This is a genomic window from Puerhibacterium puerhi (assembly GCF_009846865.1).
Taxonomy (GTDB): Bacteria; Actinomycetota; Actinomycetes; order Actinomycetales; family Cellulomonadaceae; genus Puerhibacterium; species Puerhibacterium puerhi.
In genome coordinates, this window is sequence record NZ_WUWN01000019.1 from 1 (window position 1) to 19939 (window position 19939).

The window sequence follows — 19939 nt, forward strand, 5'->3', positions numbered from 1 at the left end:
GCAACGTGCGCCACGAGCACGAGTGGCGCGTGTGGGCCGAGCGCACCCTGCCCGAGGGCAAGGTCATCCTGCCCGGCGTGGTCTCCCACGCGACCAACGTCGTGGAGCACCCCGAGCTGGTGGCCGACCGCATCGAGCGGTTCGCCCGCCTGGTCGGCCGCGAGAACGTCATCGCCTCCACCGACTGCGGCCTGGGCGGGCGCGTCCACCCCCAGATCGCCTGGGCCAAGCTCGAGACCCTCGCCCGCGGCGCCCAGATCGCCTCGCGCCGCCTGTGGGGCTGAGCGCGCCACCGGCCCGAACGGGCGGACGAGGCGCGAGGAGGCGGCCACGTGACCGACATCCTGTGGTACATCCCCAACCAGGCCCGCCCGGGGCACCGCGGCGAGGACGTCGTCGAGCACCACAACAGCCTCGACACCCTCACCGAGCACGCGCTCGAGCTCGAGCGCCTGGGGTGGGAGGGCGCGCTGCTGGGTACCGGGTGGGGGCGCCCGGACACCCTGACCGTGGCGACCGCCCTCACCGCGCGCACGACGACGTTCCAGCCGCTGGTCGCGACCCGCCCGGGGTACTGGCACCCGGCGAACTTCGCCTCGGCGGCCGCGACCCTCGACCGCCTCTCCGACGGCCGCGTCCGGGTGAACGTCGTCTCGGGCCAGGACGGCGGCGCGCAGTACGGGGACACCGCGACCGACCGCGGTGCCCGCTACCGCCGCACCCGGGAGTTCCTGCACCTCGTCCGTCGCCTGTGGACCGAGGACGACGTGACCCACCACGGCGAGCACTACCACGTCACCGGTGCCACGCTCCCCCTGCGCCCCGTGCCACGCGATGGCCGCCCCCACCCGACGCTCTACTTCGGGGGCGCCTCGCCCGAGGCCGAGGAGGTGGCGGCGGCCGAGGCCGACGTGCAGCTCTTCTGGGGCGAGCCGCTGGACGACGTCGCCGAGCGCATCGACAGACTGACCGCGCTGAGCGAGAAGGTCGGCCGCGGGCACCCACCGCTGCGGTTCGGGCTGCGGGTGACGACGTTCGTCCGCGCCACCACCGAGGAGGCATGGCGCGACGCCGAGGCCAAGGTCGCCCGGCTGGCTCGGACCGCAGGGCGCGACGGCTGGTTTCGCGACGCCGACCCCCGCACGAGCGCCCATCCCGTCGCGGTCGGGCAGCAGCGGCTGCTCGACCTCGCCGAGCGCGGCGTCGTGCTCGACGAGAACCTGTACACCGCTCCGGTGCGCGTCGGGGGCGGGGGCGCGGGCAGCACCTGGCTCGTGGGGTCGCCCGAGGACGTCGCCGGGGCTCTGCGCCGCTACCGGGAGCTGGGGATCACCCACTTCGTGCTCTCGGACACCCCGTACCTGTCGGAGATCCGCCGTCAGGGCGAGCACCTTCTCCCGCTGCTGCGCTGATCACCCCTTCCGAACCGACCGCGCACCCCGCGGGCAGGCGCGTCGTCGGGGCCGCGGGCGGACTGCCGCCAGACGTTCTGGCTGCGCCGCGGCCTGTCGCCGGCCCGCAGGGACGGCCGGGCCGCCTCGTGGCCGACCACGTCGGCCGCCCGGTCGAGGCGGCGCCAATGCCCGCGCAGGTGCGCCGGCACCTCAGCCCAGGAACGTGGTGACCACGTCGTGCAGTGCGGCCGTGGTCAGCCCCAGGGATGCCACGTCCACGCGCTCGTCGTTGCCGTGGAACAGCCCACGCCAGGTGCCCGGGTCCCAGCCCGAGGTCAGCAGCCCGAATCCGTAGGCGGGGATACCGCGGCGCCGGTAGAAGCGCCCGTCGGTGCCACCGGTGCCGAGCGTGGGCAGCAGCGGCGCCCCGCCGGCGTGCCGCGCGACCGCTTCCTCGATGACGCGGAACAGGTGGGTGTCGGTGGGCGACAGCGAGGGCTCGCCGAACCGGTCCCCCACCACCTCGACGTCCTCGGCCAGATCGCCCAGCGCCTCGGCGAGCAACGCCTCGACGTCGGCGGGCCGGGTGCCGGGCAGCACGCGGATGTCGAGCGTGACCTCGGCCAGGCCGGGGATGACGTTGGGCTTGGACCCGCCCGCGATGACGGTCGGCGCGAGCGTGGTGTGCGTGGTGGCGTGCGCGACCGCGCCCAGGGCGCCCAGCTGGGGCAGCGCGTCATCGAGGCGGTCCGGTCGAGCAGCGCCTCACGCAGCTCCGGGGCCGGGCCGAGCGCCTCGACGTAGCGCCGCCACAGGTCGCCGACGACGACGGGACCCCGCGCGGCGGCGATGCGCCGCACCGCCTCGGCGGCGATGACCACGGCGTTCTTCGCGCCCCACGGGCCGGACCCGTGGCCCGGCGTGCCGTGCACGCGCAGCAGCCTCCCGGCGCCGCCCTTCTCCCCGACCGCGAGGGTCCGGGCCCCGCGCGGGCCGATGGGCACCCCGCCGGACTCGGTCAGCACGTTATCGACGGCGACGAGGTCCCAGCGGTGGGTGGTCAGCCAGTCGACGCCCCACACCGAGCCGTGCTCCTCGTCCGCGACCGCGGCGAGCAGCAGGTCGCCGCGCGGCGGGCGGCCCGACGTCGCCATGGCCCGGGTCACCACGGCGTACGCGGCGGTCAGGCCCAGCATGTCGATGGCGCCGCGCCCCCAGACCCAGCCGTCGACGAGCTCGCCGCCGAACGGGTCGCGGGACCAGCCGTCCGGCTCGACCGGCACGACATCGGTGTGCCCGACCAGGCCCAGGCTCGGGGCGGTGGGATCCGTGCCGCGGACGCGGGTGATCAGCGAGGTGCGGCCGGGGCGCGGCTCGACCTGCTCGAGCTCCAGGCCGGACCCGTCGAGGAAGTCCGCGATGGTCTGGGCGTTGCGGTGCTCGTGGCCCGAGCCCTCGGTGCCGTCGTTGACGCAGGCGTTGCGGATGAGCGCCTGCAGCAGCTCGACGGTCTGCCCGGTCAGCTCCACCCGTGCGGCGTCGTCGAGGGCGAGGCCCGCGCGGGTGGCGGCCGACGTCGTCGCGCCGGCGGAAGTCGTGGCCGTCATGCCGTCTCCAGCTTCTCGAGGGCCCGGCGGCCGGGGATGGCCGCAACGAGCTCGCGCGTGTATGCCTCCTGCGGGTCGAGCAGGATGCACTCGGCGGGGCCGGACTCCACCAGCCGGCCGCGACTCATGACGCCGACCTGGTCGGCGACCTGTCGCACGACGGCCAGGTCGTGCGAGATGAACAGGTAGGTCAGGCCGTGCTCGGCCTGGAGGCGCACGAGCAGGTCGAGGATCTGCGCCTGTACGGACACGTCGAGGGCCGATACCGGCTCGTCGAGCACGACCAGGTCCGGGTTCAGGGCGAGCGCCCGGGCGATGGCCACCCGCTGGCGCTGGCCGCCGGACAGCTCGCGGGCGCCGCGGCGCAGCACGTCCCCCGGCAGCGCGACGTCCTCGACCAGGGCCCGGGCCCGGTCGGAACGCTCGGACGCCGAGCCGACGCCGAAGGCGCGCAAGGGCTCGGTGACGATGTCCTCGACCGTGAAGCGGGGGTCGAGCGACGCGTACGGGCTCTGGTAGACGACCTGGAAGCCGCGGCGTAGCCGTCGTAGCTCGCCGCCGCGCGCGCCGGTGATGTCGGTCCCCTGGAACAGGACGCGGCCGGCCGTCGGCTTCTCCAGTCGCAGTGCGAGCCGCGCGGTCGTGCTCTTGCCCGATCCGGACTCGCCGACCAGCGCGTAGGTCTGCCCGCGCCCGACGGCGAGGCTGACGCCGTCGACGGCGACGAGCCGCCGGGCCCCCGCCCCGCGCGGGAGGGCGAACTCCTTGCGGACGTCGTCGAGCTCGAGGACGGGGACCGTCTCGCGAGCCGCCCGGGCCGGCGGTTCCGCACCGAGCCCGGTCGTCGACCCTTCGTCGCCGCTCGTCGCGCCGTCTGTCGCGGCGTGGTGGCTCACCGTCAGCCGTGAGCTCGCCAGGCTCGGCGCGGCGGCGATGAGCTTGCGGGTGTACGGGTGCTGCGGGTCGGTGAGGATCCGTGCGGCCGGCCCTTCCTCGACCACGACGCCCTGCTCCAGCACGACGACGCGGTCGGCGCGGTCCGCGGCGACGCCCAGGTCGTGCGTGATGAGCAGGACCGCGGTGCCGGTCTCGCGCACGAGCGAGCCCAGGTGGTCGAGGATTCGCCGCTGCACGGTGACGTCCAGCGCGCTGGTGGGCTCGTCGGCCACGATCAAGCGGGGGCCGGCTGCGATCGCGATCGCGATGAGGGCGCGCTGGCGCAGCCCGCCGGAGAGCTGGTGCGGGTACTGCCGGGCCCGCGCCTCGGGGTCGTCGATGCCGGCCTGGGCCAGCAGCTCGACGGCGCGGCGGCGGGCTGCGGCTCGGCGCGCCAGGCCGTGGATGACGAGCACCTCGGCGACCTGGTCGCCCACGCGCACGACCGGGTTGAGTGAGACCGTCGGGTCCTGCGGAACGAGCCCGACGTGCCGGCCGCGCACGCCCTGCCAGTCCGAGCCGGTCAGCGCGGACAGGTCGCGCCCGTCCAGGCGCAGGGTGCCGGCGGTGACCCGGCCGCCGCGCGGCAGCAGGTGCAGCGCGGCGTGCGCCGTCGTGCTCTTGCCGGAGCCCGACTCTCCCACGAGGGCGACGACCTCCCCGGCCCGCACCTGCAGGTCGATGCCGCGCACGGCGCGGTACGTGCCACCGCCCGGTGTGCGGTAGCCGACCTCGAGGCCCTCGATCTCCAGCACGGGTGCTCCAGTCACTGGTCCTCTCCCGTCTTCTCCAGCGCCCGCGAGAGCCGGTTGGCCGCGAGGACGACGGCCACGATGACGAGGCCGGGCAGGGTGGTCAGCCACCAGGCGGTGGCGAGGTAGTCGCGTCCGCCGGAGACGAGCGCGCCCCACTCCGGGGCGGGCGGCGGGTTGCCGTAGCCGAGGAAGCTCAGCGCGGAGACCGCCAGGACGGCCGTGCCGAAGTCGAGCGCGACCAGGGCCAGCACGGGTCCGGAGGAGTTCGGCAGCACGTGCCGGGCCAGTACCGCGGGCCAGCGCAGGCCCGATGCGCGGGCCGCCTCGACGTACACCGACGTCGAGACGCGCAGCACCTCCGCGCGCATGACGCGCGCGAACGTGGCCACCGAGCCGACGCCGACGGCGATCGCGACCTTGACCGGCCCGAAGCCGAGGGCGGTGATGATCGCGAGCGACAGCAGGATGCTCGGGATCGCGAGCAGCACGTCCACGACCCGGCCGACGAGGTCGTCGACCCAGCCGCGCAGGAAGCCCGCGAGCAGCCCGAGGAGCGACCCCACGACGACGCCGACGACGACGGCCAGCGCCGTGGTCCGCAGCGTCAGCGAGGCGCCGTGCACCGCGCGGGTCCAGACGTCGCGGCCCAGGTGGTCGGTGCCGAACCAGTGCGCGGCCGACGGCGGCTGCAGGCGGTCGGCGGGCACGCCGTTGAGCGGGTCCTGCGCCGTGAAGGCGTGCGGGGCCACCGCCCAGGCGGTGACGAGCAGGAGCACGAGCCCGGCCAGCACGAGCCCGGGGCGGCGGGACAGGTGGCCCGCCGCCCGCCGGGCGCGGCCGGCGGCGCGGTCCTTGTCGCGCGGCACCCGCGTGAGGCCGTGGCGCTGCAGGAGGCGGGCGTCCTCGCGGTCGGTGACCCCGGACGCACCGCTCGCGTGCTCGGTCGTCGCCCGGGCGTCCGTCGTCGCGCTCATGCCGCCACCGCCGTCGATCGTCGGGACTCGGTGATGCCGCTGGACTCGATCCGGGGGTCGAGCAGCGGGTAGACCAGGTCGACCACGAGGGTGACCACCACGAAGACGAGCGCCGAGAACACGACGATCGCAAGGACCACGGGCACGTCCTGCTGGTTCACCGACTGCACCGTGAGGCGCCCGAGGCCGACGCGGGAGAACACGGTCTCGGTCACGACCGCGCCGCCCAGCAGGCCGCCGACCATGATGCCCAGCACCGTGAAGGCGGGGATCGCGGCGTTGCGCAGGGCGTGTGCGAGGAACACGCGCCCGCGCCCGGCCCCCTTGGCCCACGCTGTCTCGACGTAGGGCTCGCCGAGCGTCCCGCGCAGGGAGCGGGACAGCACCTGGGCGAGCTGGGCGCCGGCGGGCACGGCGAGGGTGACCGCCGGCAGCACGAGGCTGATCGCGCCCTCGTTGCCGATGGCCGGGAAGACCGGGACGCGGAACGACAGCCACTGCAGGAGCAGCAGGCCGACGAAGAACGTCGGCAACGCCACCCCCAGCGGCGGCAGCGCCGAGAGCGCCTGGCGCAGGGCCCGGGCGCGCGGGAAGACGCTCGCGACGGCGAGCAGCGCGCCGCCTGCCACGGCGAGCGCCAGGGCGACCCCGGTGAGCTTGAGGGTCTCGGGCAGGGCCTGTGCGACGAGGGAGGTGGCCGGGGCCCCGCTGAGGTAGGAGGCGCCGAAGTCGCCCCGCACGGCCTGCCACAGGGCGTCGCCGTACTGCACGATCACGGGCCGGTCGAGGCCGTGCTGCGCGCGCAGCTCCTCGAGCAGCGCCGGGTCGATCTGGTCGACCTCGCCGCCGCCGCCGGCCGCGATCAGCGCCGCCGGGTCGCTGGGCAGCAGGTAGAGCACGAAGAACGCGATGGTGAACGTGGCCCACAGGACGAAGACGCCCTGTCCCACGCGTCGCAGGATGTACCGCGCCACGGCGGTCCTCCCTTCCGTCGGGGTCCGGCGCCCGGTCACCCGGGTGCCGGACCGTGCGGGCGTCGTCAGGCCGCGTCGACCCAGGCGTCGTAGAAGTCGAGGCGCGAGGAGGCCTCGAACTTCAGGTCGTGGACCTTTTCGGAGGCGGCGATCGTGGTCGACAGCTCGTAGACCGGGATCGCGTGCGCCTTCTCCACGAGCAGCTGCGAGGCCTGCGTCACGAGCTCCTGGCGCTCGGCCTGGTCGGTGGTGGCGGCGGACCGGTCGAGCAGGTCGTCGACCTCCTCGGCGTCGCGCTGGTTGATGTTGCGGGCGTTCGCCGAGAAGATCGTGCGCAGCACGTCGGGGTCCGACCGCGTGAGGTTGTAGTAGTCGAAGTCGAAGTCACCCGACTCCTTGGCGGCCTGCGACTCGGCGACCGTGACGAAGTTGAGCTGCAGGTCGAACCCGATCTGGCGCAGCTGCTGCTGCACGAGCTCCAGCGCGTCCGGCGTCTGCCAGAAGGTGACGGTCGTCGTGAGCTTCTTGCCGTCCTTCTCGCGGATGCCGTCGGCGCCCTCGACCCAGCCGGCATCCTCCAGCAGCTTCTTCGCGCCCTCGGGGTCGTAGGCGAGCGCGTCGCCGAGCGACTCGTACAGGGGCGTCGAGTGCGACAGCACGGCCGTCGCCGGTGCGTCCTGCGCCGACAGGACGGTGTCGACGATCTGCTGTCGGTCGATCCCCTTGAGGATCGCCCTGCGCACGGCCTCGTCGGCGGCGAGCTCGCTCGACTCGTTGGGGAACAGGTTGTACACGACGCCGGGGTTGGCGCGCTGGTTCAGCGAGAAGCCGTTGCCGTCGAACTGCGGCAGGTCGACCGTGCTGATCGCCGCGGTCGCGTCGATCTGCCCGGACTGCAGCGCGCCGGTGCGCACGCTGGCCTCGGGGATGACCTTGAACGTCACCGTGTCGAGGTAGGCCTCGCCGGTGTGGCTGTTGGCCTGCGAGCCCCAGGCGTACCCGGCGACCTTCTCCAGGACGACCTCCTGGTCCTGGGTGTAGGACTGCACGGCGAACGGCCCGGAGCCGACGAACTTGCCGGCGCAGCGCTCCTCGGCGCTGAGGCTCGCGGACTCCGGCGCAAGCAGGCCGAGGGAGAACGTCGACGTGGCCTGGAGGAACTGGGCGCTCGGGGCGGAGAAGTCGACTCGCACGGTGCGGTCGTCGACGACGGTGGTGCCCTCATAGCCCACGAGGTACTGCGAGCCGAGGGACGCGGTGGCGCCGAGCGCGACGATCGCGTCGAAGTTGGTCTTGACCGACTCCGCGTCGATGGGTGTGCCGTCCGCGAAGGTGGCGTCCTCGCGCAGGTGGAAGGTGTAGCTGGACGCGTCGTCGTTGACCTCCCAGGACTCGGCGAGCCACGGGACGATCTCGGCCGTCTCGGGGTCCTGGGCGGTCAGGGAGGCGACGGTCTGGCGGGCGACGGCGATGGCGTCGTTGTTGCCGACCTGCTGCGGGTCGATGCAGTGCGAGTCGACGGTGATCGCGAAGGTGAGGTTGCCCCCAGCAACGGGCTCGCCGGCGGCTCCGCCTGCTCCGGCGGCGGAGCCGCCGGCGGCTCCGCCGCCGGAGCAGGCGGACAGCAGCAGCGCGGCGGTGGCGGCGAGGGCACCGCCGGCGGCGGTGTGACGGCGGCGATGGGAGTGTGATGTCGTGGTCATGCGGGATGGGTCCTCATGGCTCGCGGCGTGCCGGGCGTGGGCCGCGCCACCGGGCGCACCGGTGGCACGGGCACGCGCGACCGGTGCCGTGCTTACCCCGCCGCGGTCGCGGCGGGGTCAGGTCGATCCCGGAGCACCCCGTCACGTCGAAGGGTTGCTGGCCAGCGAGCCGGGCCTTGGCGCTGGCACTCGTCACCTGGGCGGCAGGGAAGCCTGCCGTGACGGCCCCGTCAAGGAAAGAGACGGGGGTCTTGCATCCTGGACACCGCTGTCTCCGGCGTCACGCCGGCGCGGCGACGACGGCGTCCGTCCGCTGCGTGGCAGAGGCCGTGAAGCCCTTCGCCCGCCGCTCGTCCGCCTCGGACCACAGGTCGGTGGTCACCTCCTGCTTCACGAGCGGGATCACCTCCGCGGCGAAGCGGCGCACCACGTCCTCCTGCTGCGCGGGCGGCAGCAGGTGGTTGACGGACACCGACTGCAGCACGTGGCCGAAGTCCCGGTGGTAGTCGAGGATCTTCGCCGCGACCCGCTCCGGGGACCCCACGAGCGCCGGCCCGCGCTCCACCGCCTCCTCGATCGTCTCGAAGGCGAGCGCCTTGCCGACGTGCGTCGCCGGGTCGTACCCCCGCCGGCGCATCGCGGCGACCTGCCCCTCGTACAGAGGCCGGTACTCCTCGATCGCGGCCTCGGTGGTGTCCGCGAGGAACAGCCCGCCCGACCCCGAGCCCACGAACCCGTACCGGGGATCGTGCCCGTGCGCCGCGTACAGCGCCCGGTAGCGGTCGATGAGGACCTGGTAGTTCTCCCGCGGCTGCAGCGCGTTCGCGCTGACGATCGGGTCCCCGTACCGGGCGGCCAGTTCGACGGCGAACTGCGAGGTCGCCGACCCGTGCCAGACGCGGAACGGTCCGGCGTAGGGCCGCGGCAGCGTGGTGGCGTGCTCGAGGCGGTGGCGGTGCCGTCCCTCCCAGGTCACCTCCTCCTCGCTGAGCAGGAGCCGCAGCAGCGCGTAGTTCTCCTCGAGGTACTCGTACTGCTTGGTGATGTCGAGGCCCATCAGCGGGTACTGCAGCTCCTCGTTGCCCTTGCCGATGGTGATCTCGAGCCGGCCGCGGGAGAGCTGGTCCACCGTGGCGAGGTCCTCCGCGACCCGGACCGGGTCGAGCAGCGAGAGCACCGTGACGCCGGTGCCGAGCAGGATGCGCTCGGTGGCCTGCGCGCCCGCGCCGAGGATCACGGTGGGCGCCGACGACAGCACGTCACCGGCATGCCGCTCCCCCACCGCGAACGAGTCGAAGCCGAGCTCCTCCGCCAGCACGGCGTGCTCCACCACGCGCGCGAGGCGGTCCGCCGGGGGGACGGCCTCGCCCGTGACCGGGTGCGGCGGGTTGAAGACGATGTCGAGCAGCTGGAAGCGCACGGCTCAGGCCGCCTGCTCGCCCGCGCCGGCCGCGCCGGCCGTCGTCGCGGCCGCGTCCCGCTTGGCGACCTCCTCGCGCACGATCGGGATGACGTAGCGGCCGAAGTCGATCGCATCGTCGAGCAGGTCGTAGCCGCGGGCCGAGATCACGCGCACGCCGAGGTCGTAGTACCGCAGCAGCGCCTCGGCGATCTGCTCGGGGGTCCCCACCAGGGCGTTGGAGTTGCCCGCACCGCCGGTGGCCTTCGCCGTGGCCGTCCAGAGCACCTCGTCGAACCGCTCGCCCTGGGCAGCGATCTCCAGCAGCCGCTGGGAGCCGGCGTTCTCGGGGTTGGTGATCGGGTGCCGCCTGGAGAGCTGGCCGCCCGACGCGGCTTTGCGTGCCTCGATCCGTTCGAGGACCCGGTGGGCCTTCTCCCAGGCCAGCTCCTCTGTCGGGGCGACGATCGGGCGGAACGCCGCGTGGATGCGCGGCGGCGTCGCGCGCCCGGCGGCGGCGGCCTCGGCGTGTACGCGCGCGATCTGCTCGGCGGTCCGGTCGCGCGGCTCGCCCCACACGGCGTAGATGTCCGCCTCGGCGGCCCCGACCCGGAAGGCGGCGTCGGACGACCCGCCGAAGGAGATCGTGGGCACGTGCCCCTCGACCGGCTTGGTGTCGAGCACGAAGTCCTCGAAGTCGTAGAACTGACCGTGGTGGTCGAACGCGTCGGGGCTGGTCCAGGCCTTCTTGACGATCCGGATGTACTCGTGGGTGCGGGCGTACCGCTCGTCCTTGGTGAGGCGGTCGCCCTCGCGGCCCTGCTCGTGGTCGTTGCCGCCGGTGATGAAGTGGACGCTCAGCCGGCCGCCGGAGAGCTGGTCGAGCGTGGCGAAGGTCTTGGCCGCGTACGTGGGGTAGCTGACGTTGGGGCGGTGCGCCAGCAGCAGCTCGATGCTCTGCAGGCGGGCGGCGGTGTACGCCGCGAGCGCCGCCGGCTCGGGGCCGGAGGACCCGTAGGCGAAGAGCACACGGGTCCAGCCGTTGTCCTCGTGGGCGCGGACGATCCGCTCGAGGTAGGCGGGGTCGAAGGCGGCGGTGGTGCGGGCCGACGCCTCCGAGGCGTCGTTGGTGGTGGCGATGCCGAGGAACTCGACGGGCATGGGACTCTCCTTGGGGGTGGTGAAGGGGCGAGGTGCTGTGGTTCACGCCGGCGACCGGGGCGACTGCTCCGGCCCGGTCGCCGGCAGGCCCGCGGCCTTCCACGCCGGGAAGCCGCCGTCGACGTGCGAGACGTTCGTGTAGCCGCGGGCCGCGAGCGCCTCGGCCACGGGGCCCGAGCCGTCGACGGACCCGCACACGACCACGACCGGTGTGTCGAGGGCCACCGCGGGGTGGTCGGCGGGGCCGAACAGCGCGTCGAGGTCGCCGCGGTCGGCGTGGGTCGCGCCGGGGATCTCACCGGCGGACGCCCGGCCCCCGGCCGAGCGGACGTCGATCAGCAGCGCACCGTCGGCCACCTTGTCGGCTGCGGCCTGGGGCGTCTGGAGCTCGGGGGTCTGCGAGGTGGCGGTCATGGTGGATGCCCTTCGGGTTGTCGTTGCCGGGTGAAGTTCGGGATGGGGTCGGGTCCTGCCGGCCTCGGTAAGGTCGAGACCGTGCGGGCGCCGTCTGGCGAGGGCCGGGGTCGCCCGGACGGACGAGGTGGGCGACGGCACGCCCGTCCATGCCTCGGCGAGGAGGGCGAACGAGCGGCGGACGTCGGCTGGGTCGTGGGCGGCGGTCGTGACGAGCAGCTCGTCGGCTCCGGTGGCCCGCTGCAGCGTCTCGAGCCGCTCGACGACGGTGGCGGGGTCTCCGACGATCCGGGTGTCGACGCGGTCGGCCACCACGGCGCGCTCGTCCTCCGGGCGCCGGGCCCACGGCGTCGCGTCCTGCGGGCGCGGGTAGGCGATCGCCCCGTCGGCCCCGCGCCGGATGGACAGCACCCAGTCGGCGAACGGCGTCGCCAGCTCGCGCGCGCGGTCCAGGGTGTCGGCCACGAGCACGTCGGCGGAGACGACGACGTACGGCTCGGCCAGCACGCCCGGGCGGAACGCGTCGCGGTAGGCCGCGACGGTGTCGAGCGTGGTGTGCGGGCTGACGTGGAAGTTCGCGGCGATCGGCAGGCCGAGCTCGCCGGCCACGCGCGCCGACTCTCCGCCGGAGGAGGCGAGCACGAACAGGTCGAACGCGGCGTCCTGCACGGGTGGGGACACATAGCGGGTGCCGGCGGCATCGGCGTACGTCCCGGCACGCAGCCCGAGCACCAGCTCGAGCTCCTCGCGGAAGCTCGACGGCGTGCGCGCCGCCCCGACGACCCGCTTCTGCGCCAGGATCCGCTCGCGCAGCGCGGAGTCGGTCAGGTCGACCGGCGGGGCGGGCGGCACGAGGAGGCCGTCGACGACGCGGGCGCTCGCCGCTGCAGGCCTCGGCCGCGGGTCACCGAGGAGCCCCGGCTCCTCGCCCGGTTTGCTCGGCGTCGTGAACGCCCGGCCCAGGCCCAGGTCGACGCGGCCGGGGTGCAGCGCGGCGATCGTGCCGAACTGCTCGGCGGCGATCAACGGGCTGGTGGTGCTCAGCAGCACGGCCCCCGACCCGACGCGGATCTGCGTCGTGCGCGCCGCCACCGCCGCGGCCAGCACGGCCGGCGATGCCGAGGCCACGCCCGGCGACAGGTGGTGCTCGGCGTACCAGATGCGCCGGTAGCCGAGCCGGTCGAGCTCCACGGCGAGCCCGACGGCGTCGCGGATCGCCTGCGCGCCGGTGCCGCCGTCGGGCACCAGGGCGAGGTCCAGCACGGACAGGGGTGCGCGGGCTGCGGTGGGGTGCGTCATCGTGCGTCTCTCCAGTCGTGCGGACGGTGTTGGGTGCCCTCGGCCTCCACGACCCAGCGTTGGAGCACCTCGCGGTACGCCCGGTCGGCGGATGCGTGCTCGACGACGTCCGGCCGGGCCGGCGGAGGCTGCAGCAGGAGGGACTCGTCCTGGTGCGGGACCCACGGGGTCATGGCGTCACCAACCACTTCTCGAAGGCGTGCGGACCGATCGACCCGGGATCCGCGGAGGGGTTGAACAAGGGCGTGTAACCGGTCGCCAGGTACAGGCGGACCGCCTCCGGCTGCCGAGGACCCGTGGTCAGGTACACCCGGCGATAGCCGCGCTCGCGGGCGCGCTGCTCGAGCTCGGTCAGCACGATCCGGGCGAGACCGCGGCGGCGGTGCGCCGAGTGCGTCCAGATCCGCTTCAGCTCGGCCGTCGGCACGGCGGGCGCACCGTCGTCGCGGCGGGTGCCGGGACGGGACAGGCGCGCGGGGTCGCCGAGCTCGGCCTCGGTCCGGTGGCGGAACGCGCCGCCCGCGACGGGGTGGCCTGCGTCCGCGCCGTCCTCGCCCGCGCCCTCGAGCAGCAGGAGCAGCTCGCCGTGCGGCGGGGAGAACTCCCGCTCGCCGTAGTGGTCCATCTCGTGGCGCAGCTCCTCCTCGGACAGCACCTTCCGGTAGCGCGTCCAGTACTCGTGGGCGAGCTCGTCGAGCAGGGGGCGGACCAGAGGATCGCGCAGGTGGACCGACCGGATCTGCAGCGGCCACGTCGTCGCGCCGGCGGAGGCGCCGGCGGGCTGGTCGTGCGTCGTCGTGGTGGCGGGCGAGGACGTCATCGTGGCGCCTTCTCCCCCGCCGCGACCGCGAACGGGACGTGGTTGCCGGGCGCCGGCGCCGGGCACGTGCCGTGGTCGCTGAAGGCGTAGGGCAGGTTGAGCACCCGGTTGAGGTCGAGGCGGAGCGTGCCGGAGGCGCCGGGCGGCACGTCGTCGGGCAGGTCGACCCACAGTGCTCGCCACGGCGCGACGCCGTCGGCCTCGTCGCTGAAGAGCAGTGTCGCGGCGCCGCCCTTGCCGGTCAGCGTCAAGGTGGCGGTGCGCCGCCCGTCGGCGTCGGCGAGGTCGATCTCGCCGATCGCCTGCACGCGGTGGACGAGGCCCGCACGAGCGGCGCCGACGACGAGGTCGCTCGGCTCGGCGTGACGGCGCAGCGGCACGTCGCGCACCCAGGCCTCGTCGTACCCGAAGGTCGGCACACCGGTGAAGCCCAGGCGTGCGGGGGCGAGCGGGTCGCGCAGCCGGATCGCGTAGCGGCCGGTGCGCCGGACCAGCTCGACGGCGACGGCGGCCGTCTCGCCGCCTGCCTCGCCGTCGACAGCGCCGCCCTCCGGCGCCCGTCCGAGCGGCAGGTACGTGCCGACGACGCTGCTTCGCCCCTCCTCGAGCAGGGTGTCCGTCGCACCGTGCCGCAGCGCCTCGCCGACCAGGGTCGGCGCGCCGTGCCTGCCCGGGTCACCGCCTCGCACGTGCGCCCCCTCGGTGTCCGCCCACCACACGCCGGGCACGCCGGGCAATGTGCCCGGCTCGGCGGGCAACCAGTGATAGCCGACGAGGGTGAGCCAGCCGTGCGGGGCGGCCAGGTCGCGCTCGCGACCGGCGCGCCAGGCGGACCACGCTTCCGCAGCGTGGCCGCCCGCCGCGGCCGGGAGCGACGTCGCATGGGTAGGGGTGTCGGTGGTCATGGTCACCTCGGATCTCGTGGGGAGGGCGGTCGGGTCAGGCGTCGACGAGCTGGTCCGGGGCGCGCCGCTCGAGCGGCGGCCGCGGGATCGTCGTGGCACGCCGCGGCCGCCCTTCACCGTCGGCGCCCGCACGGGCACGCGGTGCGCCGCGCAGGCCGAGGCTCTCGCGCAGGGTGCCGGCGCTGCGTCCCGTCCGGAACAGTCCGGCACGCTGCAGCTCCGGCACCAGGTGGTGAGCGATCGCGTCGAGGTCCGGGCCCAGTGCCGACGGCCGCAGCACGAACCCGTCGGCGGCGCCCGCCGCGTGCCAGTCGGCGATCACCGTGGCCAGCCGCCCGGGGGTGCCGGCGACCATGAGCGCGCCGGTGGCGCCGGAGCCCTCGGCCTCGACCAGCTCGAGCCGCGCCTGCGCGCTCTCGCGGTCGGACGACAGCACCACGACGGCGTCCACGACCACGCGCACGGCGTCCGGGGCACGAGCCGCCGCGACGGCGGCCGCGCGCACCGCCGTGCGCAGCTGCGCGGCCTGCGCGGCGTCAGCCGCCGCGACGCGCGCGACGTCGGCGACGCGACCGGCGAGCACGGTGCAGGCCTCGGAGCGGACGCGCACGACCACGGGCGGGCGGCACTGCGGCGGCACCCCGCCACCTCCCGCGGCGGCGTCGCCGGCCGCCACGCTCTCGCCGCCCCAGGCCCGGGCCACGGCCACGACCGCCGGCTCGGCTCGCGCCGCCCAGGCCTCGTCGGGCTCGGCCGTCGCTGAAGGCGCCGCGACCTGCCAGCCGGCCCGGCCGGCGCTGGCGCGGTCGATCCTGGCCACTGCCGCGGCCACGTGCGCCGCATCGAGTGCGAACGGGTCCACGGCGGCGACCAGACCGATGCTCCGGGTGTGCGGCACCGCCCGAGCGGCGGCGACGGCGGCGTCGAGCCGCCCGGCTGCCCGGGGGCGACCGGGATGCAGCACGAAGCCCTCGTCGAGGGCGACGAGGTCGAGGAGGGCCCGGTCGGCGGTGCGCACGAGACCGACGAAGCGCTGGCCGTCGAAGGGACGGGGGCCGACGGCGCCGCGGGCGCGGTGGCCGGCCGAGCCGGCGCCGGCAGCGGTGAGGTCGACACCGAGGATGACGCGGCGGGTGGCCCCGAGGGACGTCCGGTGCGGCGTCGAGGCGGGCAGAGGCATGGAAGGGGCTCCGTTCGGGGCGGCCGACGGCCGCCCCCGCGCGTCGAGGCGGCGGGAGCGGTCAGACGGCCGCAAGGCTGAGCGGGTCGAGAAGGGCCCAGGGCGGGCTAGCGGTCACCGGGCCAGGTCGGGTCGGGTCGCGGTCAGCGACAACACTCGAGCGGGCGCGCGACGTCGCGCGGCGTCCGCGTCGTGGCCGTCCCCGCACCCTGGGAGGACTCGGCCGCAAGGCCGTCGAGCGTCTCGCTCGGGCTCATCGTCGTCTCCTGGTGTGCCCGCTCGGCGGGCGTCGCGTCTTGCCCGGCGCCGGACGGCGACGAGCCTGGTCCTCACCCGGGGCACCCGCCCACGCGGGGGTTGCCGTCCGACCAGCCGGGGCTTCGCGTCGGAGCTCATGACCTACCGAGGCGGCGGGCGCGCCGATGTGAAGGACCGCTCACCGCGCCTCGGTGCGGTGGAAGGTACGAAGCGAGCGTGCCGGCGTCAACGGATCGCAGCTGCGTCTCACACTGCGAGAACCGCTTCTCGACGCGGAGCCGCCGACGCTTCGCGGTCAGGCGTCCGGCGCGCAGCCGAACGTCTCGTCGCTCGCCGCGGCTGTCGCGAGCAGGCCGGTCAGGCCCACGCCCTCGGGCACCGGCCGCGGGTCGTCGGTGACCACCCACAGGCCGTCGACCACGTCGTACCCCGCCCGGGGTCCGTCCGTCACGAGGGCGCGGACGGCGTCGAGCAGCCGCTCGACGTCGGACCCGGGCGTGCTCAGGCCCACGGAGACGCGCACGGCGCCGGCGTCGAACCCGAGCCGGCCGAGCAGCGGGTGGGCGCAGAACCGCCCGTCGCGCACGCCGATGCCGTGCTCGGCCGAGAGGTAGGCGGCCACCAGGCCGGGGTCGTAGCCGGCGACGGTGAACGTCACGACGCCGATCGGGTCGGCGGCGTCGTCCCAGATCCGCAGCACCCGGACGCGGTCGACCTCCTCGAGCCCGGTCACGAGCCGGCGGCGCAGCGTCCCCTCGTGGGCGCGCACGAGGGCCGGGTCCAGGGCGGCGAGCGCCTCGCACGCCGCGGCGAGCGCCGCCGCGCCGAGCACGTTGGGCGACCCGCCCTCGTGGCGCGCCGGACCGTCGAGCCACTGGGTGCCCGAGGTGCGTACCCGACGCACCGCCCCGCCGCCGGCCAGGTAGGGCGTGCCGGCGTCGAGCCAGTCGCGACGGCCGACCAGGGCGCCGGCTCCGAAAGGCGCGTACACCTTGTGGCCGGAGAACGCGACGTAGTCCACGCCGGTCCGCTCGAGCGAGAAGCGCCGGTGGGCCACGAGCTGGGCGCCGTCGAGCGCCACCCGTGCCCCGGCCGCGTGGGCCGCCGCGACGACCTGCTCCACCGGGAGGGACTCCCCCGTGACGTTCGAGGCGCCGGTGAGCGCGACGAGCGCGTAGGGCACGCCGGCCGCGGCGGCGTCGGCGAGCTCGGCACGCAGCTGGGCCAGCGTCCCGGCGACGGTGCGCGCCCCGGTGAGCGCTGTGACGTCGGTGCCGCGCTGCCAGGGCAGCAGGTTCGCGTGGTGCTCGACGTCGAGCACCAGCACGCGCCCCGGCGCGCCGGTGGCCGGGTCGGCGGGGACGCACCCGGCCAGGAGGTTGAGCGCGTCCGTCGTGTTGCGCACCACGACGGTGAGGTCGTCGGCGCGGGCGCCGACGAAGTCGCCGATCGTGCGGCGGGAGTCCTCGTACAGGGCGGTGGAGACCTGCGAGAGGTAGCCCGCGCCCCGGTGGACGCTGGCGTACAGGGGCAGCAGCCGCCCCACCCGCTCGGCGACCACCGCGAGCGCCGGGGCCGAGGCCGCCAGATCGAGGTTGGCGTACGGGACGCGGCGCCCGTCGACCAGCGGCACGTGCGTGTCGGCCCCGACGACCGGCAGCAGCGGGTCCAGGTCCGCCACCCGGGCGACGGCGTCGGCCGGGCCGGCCTCGCCGCGGTCGTCAGCCGGGGCCGACGGCCGCGCGTCGGAGCGGGGGTCTGTCAGCGTCGTCATGCGTGTCCTCCTCGGTCACCGGGGAGGCCGGACGCCGTCCCCGCGCTTGCCGCGCGCGGACGGCCCGGGCGCGGCCAGGTCGTCACCCGGGGCACCCCGCCGCGAGGGGAGGGTTGCCGTCCAGCCAGCCGGGGCTTCGCGCTGGAGCTCATGACCTGCGCACACCGTGCGACGGTCGGTCACGACCGTCAACCGCCCGCTCGAGGCGTCTCGGCATGCAAGACGCGCTCCTGGCACGCGGTGAGCGGCCGGCCCGCCGTGCCTACGATCACGCCGACCCATCCCGAGCGGCCGAGTGACGTGGCACGACGACGCCGCAGCAACCCGCCGAGCGCCACCCCCGCACCAGGAGCGGCGCCGGCAGGGTGCTCCCGCCACGACCGATGGAGGAACGATGAGCACCGAGTCCAGGGCCGCCGACGGCTACACCGGCGACATCACGCCCGAGCAGGCGTGGCAGCTGCTCGCCGACGACCCGGGCGCCGTCCTCGTGGACGTGCGCACCGAGGACGAGTGGCGGCGCGTCGGCGTGCCCGACGTCGCCGCGACCGGCCGCCCCGCCGTCTTCGCGCAGTGGGTGCTGGCCGACGGCACACCCAACCCCACCTTCCTCGCCGACCTGCGCGCCGCGCTCGCGCGGGTCGGCGCCGACCGGCCGTCCGCGCTCGTGCTCCTGTGCCGCTCGGGCCAGCGGTCCGTCGCCGCCGCCCGCCTCGCGTCCGCCGCCGGCCTCGGGCCCGCCTACAACGTGCTCACGGGCTTCGAGGGTGCGCCCGGGCCGGACGGCGTCCGCGACCGCGAGGGCTGGAAGGTCGCCGGCCTGCCGTGGCGGGCCACGTGGGACGGGCGCGCCGTCGTCGTCCCGGAGCCGGCCGCGTGACCGACATCCCCATCCCCACCGGCCCCGCCGGCACCGACTCGCCCTACGGCGGCGCGGGCCGCCGGCCCCTGCCGCAGGGCGTCCGGCCGCGCACCCTCGCGGTGCGCGGGGGCCACCGGCGCTCCGACCACCTGGAGACCGCCGAGCCCGTCTACCTCACCCAGGGGTACGTCTACGAGTCGGCAGCCGAGGCGGAGGCCGCGTTCGCCGGCGAGCGCTCGCGGTTCGTCTACTCCCGGTACGGCAACCCGACGGTGCGGACCTTTGAGGAGCGGCTGCGGCTGATCGAGGGGCCCGAGGCCGAGGCGTGCTTCGCGACCGCCACCGGCATGAGCGCCGTCTTCACCGCGCTGGCCGCGCTGGTCCGCTCCGGCTCGCGGATCGTCTCGGCGCGCGCGCTGTTCGGGTCCACCACCGTGATCTACGAGGAGATCCTCGCCAAGTGGGGCGTGACCGTCGACTACGTCGACGGCCACGTCGTCGAGCAGTGGGAGGCGGCCCTCGCCCGGCCGGCGGACGTCGTCTTCTTCGAGACGCCGTCGAACCCCATGCAGGACCTCGTCGACGTCCGCCGGGTGGCGCAGCTCGCGCACGCCGCCGGCGCGGTGGTGGTCGTGGACAACGTGTTCGCCACGCCCGTGCTGCAGAGGCCGCTGCAGCTGGGCGCCGACGTCGTCGTGTACTCCGCGACGAAGCACATCGACGGCCAGGGGCGCGTGCTGGGCGGGGCGATCCTCGGCCCGCGCGACTTCCTCGAGGGCCCCGTGCAGACGTTCGTGCGCAACACCGGGCCGTCGCTCAGCCCCTTCAACGCCTGGGTGCTGCTCAAGGGGCTCGAGACGCTCGATCTGCGGGTGCGGGCCCAGGCCGCCGCCGCGCTGGAAGTGGCGACGGCCCTGGAGCACATGCCCGGCATCGCCGCGGTGCGCTACCCGTTCCTGGCCAGCCACCCGCAGCACGCGTTGGCCCGAGCCCAGCAGGAGGGGGGCGGCACCGTGGTGACCTTCGAGCTCGCCGTCCCCCCGGGCACCGACCCCGACACCGCGAAGAAGCGAGCATTCGCGTTCCTCGACGCGCTCCGCCTCATCGACATCTCCAACAACCTGGGCGACGCCAAGTCGCTCGTCACCCACCCGGCGACGACGACGCACCGCAAGCTCGGCCCGCAGGGCCGAGCCGCAGTCGGCATCGCCGAGACCACCGTGCGCCTGAGCGTCGGGCTCGAGGACCCGCAGGACCTGATCGACGACGTCGAGCAAGCGCTCACCCGATGACCAGACGCGTGCGGTGATCACCCGGCCTCGTCGGGACTCGCGAGCGAGTCGGCGGCGGACGCCTCCGGGGAGGCCGCGCCGGCGCGTCGCGAGGACGGTCAGCGCGGCGACGACGACCACGCCGACCGCGCCGAGGACCTCGCCGGCACTGGTCGTCACCCCGCGCGCGCTGCCCGCCGAGGACGCGGGCATCGCCGCCGGGGACCGGACGTGGACGACAGCACCGAGGCAG

At 75.3% G+C, this 19939-nt stretch carries 16 protein-coding genes, 2 pseudogenes and 3 riboswitches; of the genes and pseudogenes, 4 read left to right on the forward strand and 14 right to left on the reverse strand.

Going from position 1 to position 19939, the window contains the following annotated elements:
• A pseudogene (locus tag GSF02_RS11365) lies at window positions 1-284 on the forward strand (epoxyalkane--coenzyme M transferase); the annotation flags it as partial.
• A 48-nt stretch (window positions 285-332) separates the two neighbouring features.
• Entirely contained in the window at window positions 333-1412 is a 1080-nt protein-coding gene (locus GSF02_RS11370; RefSeq protein ID WP_159796212.1) for an LLM class flavin-dependent oxidoreductase, read from the forward strand.
• Between the two features lie 192 nt (window positions 1413-1604).
• Here GSF02_RS11370 and GSF02_RS18880 read toward each other — a convergent pair whose 3' ends face one another.
• The 14 genes and pseudogenes from GSF02_RS18880 to GSF02_RS11435 all read right to left on the reverse strand — a co-directional run bounded on the left by GSF02_RS18880 (window position 1605) and on the right by GSF02_RS11435 (window position 17553).
• On the reverse strand, window positions 1605-2126 hold the full coding sequence (locus GSF02_RS18880; RefSeq protein ID WP_328799023.1) for a M20/M25/M40 family metallo-hydrolase: 522 nt from the start codon (window positions 2124-2126) through the stop codon (window positions 1605-1607).
• A 332-nt stretch (window positions 2127-2458) separates the two neighbouring features.
• Window positions 2459-3001: pseudogene (locus GSF02_RS18885) on the reverse strand (M20/M25/M40 family metallo-hydrolase); the annotation flags it as partial.
• Window positions 2998-4707 (reverse strand): dipeptide ABC transporter ATP-binding protein, encoded by a 1710-nt coding sequence (locus GSF02_RS11380; RefSeq protein ID WP_159796215.1) that lies wholly within the window; start codon window positions 4705-4707, stop codon window positions 2998-3000. The gene GSF02_RS11380 and the pseudogene GSF02_RS18885, both read right to left, overlap by 4 nt.
• Window positions 4704-5666, reverse strand: coding sequence for an ABC transporter permease (locus GSF02_RS11385; RefSeq protein ID WP_159796218.1), 963 nt, complete (start codon window positions 5664-5666; stop codon window positions 4704-4706). The genes GSF02_RS11380 and GSF02_RS11385 overlap by 4 nt, the downstream gene beginning before the upstream one ends.
• Window positions 5663-6616, reverse strand: a complete 954-nt coding sequence (locus tag GSF02_RS11390; RefSeq protein WP_235915508.1) for an ABC transporter permease — start codon at window positions 6614-6616, stop codon at window positions 5663-5665. The genes GSF02_RS11385 and GSF02_RS11390 overlap by 4 nt, the downstream gene beginning before the upstream one ends.
• A gap of 89 nt (window positions 6617-6705) precedes the next feature.
• On the reverse strand, window positions 6706-8343 hold the full coding sequence (locus GSF02_RS11395; RefSeq protein WP_159796224.1) for an ABC transporter substrate-binding protein: 1638 nt from the start codon (window positions 8341-8343) through the stop codon (window positions 6706-6708).
• An 83-nt stretch (window positions 8344-8426) separates the two neighbouring features.
• Window positions 8427-8540: riboswitch (SAM riboswitch) on the reverse strand.
• Between the two features lie 83 nt (window positions 8541-8623).
• On the reverse strand, window positions 8624-9763 hold the full coding sequence (locus GSF02_RS11400) for an LLM class flavin-dependent oxidoreductase (RefSeq protein WP_159796227.1): 1140 nt from the start codon (window positions 9761-9763) through the stop codon (window positions 8624-8626).
• 3 nt (window positions 9764-9766) lie between these two features.
• A complete protein-coding gene (locus GSF02_RS11405) occupies window positions 9767-10903 on the reverse strand; it encodes an LLM class flavin-dependent oxidoreductase (protein ID WP_159796230.1) in 1137 nt (378 codons plus the stop codon).
• Window positions 10904-10945: 42 nt separating this feature from the next.
• Entirely contained in the window at window positions 10946-12616 is a 1671-nt protein-coding gene (locus GSF02_RS11410; protein ID WP_159796233.1) for an LLM class flavin-dependent oxidoreductase, read from the reverse strand.
• Window positions 12613-12789, reverse strand: coding sequence for a hypothetical protein (locus tag GSF02_RS11415; RefSeq protein ID WP_159796236.1), 177 nt, complete (start codon window positions 12787-12789; stop codon window positions 12613-12615). Before GSF02_RS11415 ends, GSF02_RS11410 begins: the two co-directional genes overlap by 4 nt.
• Entirely contained in the window at window positions 12786-13436 is a 651-nt protein-coding gene (locus GSF02_RS11420) for a GNAT family N-acetyltransferase (protein WP_159796239.1), read from the reverse strand. The genes GSF02_RS11415 and GSF02_RS11420 overlap by 4 nt, the downstream gene beginning before the upstream one ends.
• Window positions 13433-14341 (reverse strand): DUF1684 domain-containing protein, encoded by a 909-nt coding sequence (locus GSF02_RS11425; RefSeq protein WP_159796241.1) that lies wholly within the window; start codon window positions 14339-14341, stop codon window positions 13433-13435. Before GSF02_RS11425 ends, GSF02_RS11420 begins: the two co-directional genes overlap by 4 nt.
• 34 nt (window positions 14342-14375) lie before the next feature.
• A complete protein-coding gene (locus GSF02_RS11430; RefSeq protein ID WP_159796244.1) occupies window positions 14376-15521 on the reverse strand; it encodes an LLM class flavin-dependent oxidoreductase in 1146 nt (381 codons plus the stop codon).
• Between the two features lie 287 nt (window positions 15522-15808).
• A riboswitch (SAM riboswitch) is annotated at window positions 15809-15921 on the reverse strand.
• 153 nt (window positions 15922-16074) lie between these two features.
• Entirely contained in the window at window positions 16075-17553 is a 1479-nt protein-coding gene (locus GSF02_RS11435; protein ID WP_159796247.1) for an aminotransferase class V-fold PLP-dependent enzyme, read from the reverse strand.
• Between the two features lie 37 nt (window positions 17554-17590).
• Window positions 17591-17709, reverse strand: a riboswitch (SAM riboswitch).
• Between the two features lie 238 nt (window positions 17710-17947).
• On the opposite strand from GSF02_RS11435, the gene GSF02_RS11440 reads away from it, so the two are divergent.
• Both GSF02_RS11440 and GSF02_RS11445 read left to right on the forward strand, forming a co-directional pair.
• Complete coding sequence (locus GSF02_RS11440) at window positions 17948-18433, forward strand: rhodanese-like domain-containing protein (protein ID WP_159796250.1); 486 nt, start codon at window positions 17948-17950, stop codon at window positions 18431-18433.
• Window positions 18430-19707, forward strand: coding sequence for an O-succinylhomoserine sulfhydrylase (locus GSF02_RS11445; protein WP_159796253.1), 1278 nt, complete (start codon window positions 18430-18432; stop codon window positions 19705-19707). The genes GSF02_RS11440 and GSF02_RS11445 overlap by 4 nt, the downstream gene beginning before the upstream one ends.
• Window positions 19708-19939: the final 232 nt, after the last annotated feature.

Coding starts and splice junctions, on each gene's coding strand:
- GSF02_RS11435 (WP_159796247.1), bottom strand. CDS start 17,553: ATGACGACGCTGACAGACCCCCGCTCCGACGCGCGGCCGTCGGCCCCG.
- GSF02_RS11440 (WP_159796250.1), top strand. CDS start 17,948: ATGAGCACCGAGTCCAGGGCCGCCGACGGCTACACCGGCGACATCACG.
- GSF02_RS11410 (WP_159796233.1), bottom strand. CDS start 12,616: ATGACGCACCCCACCGCAGCCCGCGCACCCCTGTCCGTGCTGGACCTC.
- GSF02_RS11395 (WP_159796224.1), bottom strand. CDS start 8,343: ATGACCACGACATCACACTCCCATCGCCGCCGTCACACCGCCGCCGGC.
- GSF02_RS11415 (WP_159796236.1), bottom strand. CDS start 12,789: ATGACCCCGTGGGTCCCGCACCAGGACGAGTCCCTCCTGCTGCAGCCT.
- GSF02_RS11385 (WP_159796218.1), bottom strand. CDS start 5,666: ATGAGCGCGACGACGGACGCCCGGGCGACGACCGAGCACGCGAGCGGT.
- GSF02_RS11430 (WP_159796244.1), bottom strand. CDS start 15,521: ATGCCTCTGCCCGCCTCGACGCCGCACCGGACGTCCCTCGGGGCCACC.
- GSF02_RS11420 (WP_159796239.1), bottom strand. CDS start 13,436: ATGACGTCCTCGCCCGCCACCACGACGACGCACGACCAGCCCGCCGGC.
- GSF02_RS11425 (WP_159796241.1), bottom strand. CDS start 14,341: ATGACCACCGACACCCCTACCCATGCGACGTCGCTCCCGGCCGCGGCG.
- GSF02_RS11405 (WP_159796230.1), bottom strand. CDS start 10,903: ATGCCCGTCGAGTTCCTCGGCATCGCCACCACCAACGACGCCTCGGAG.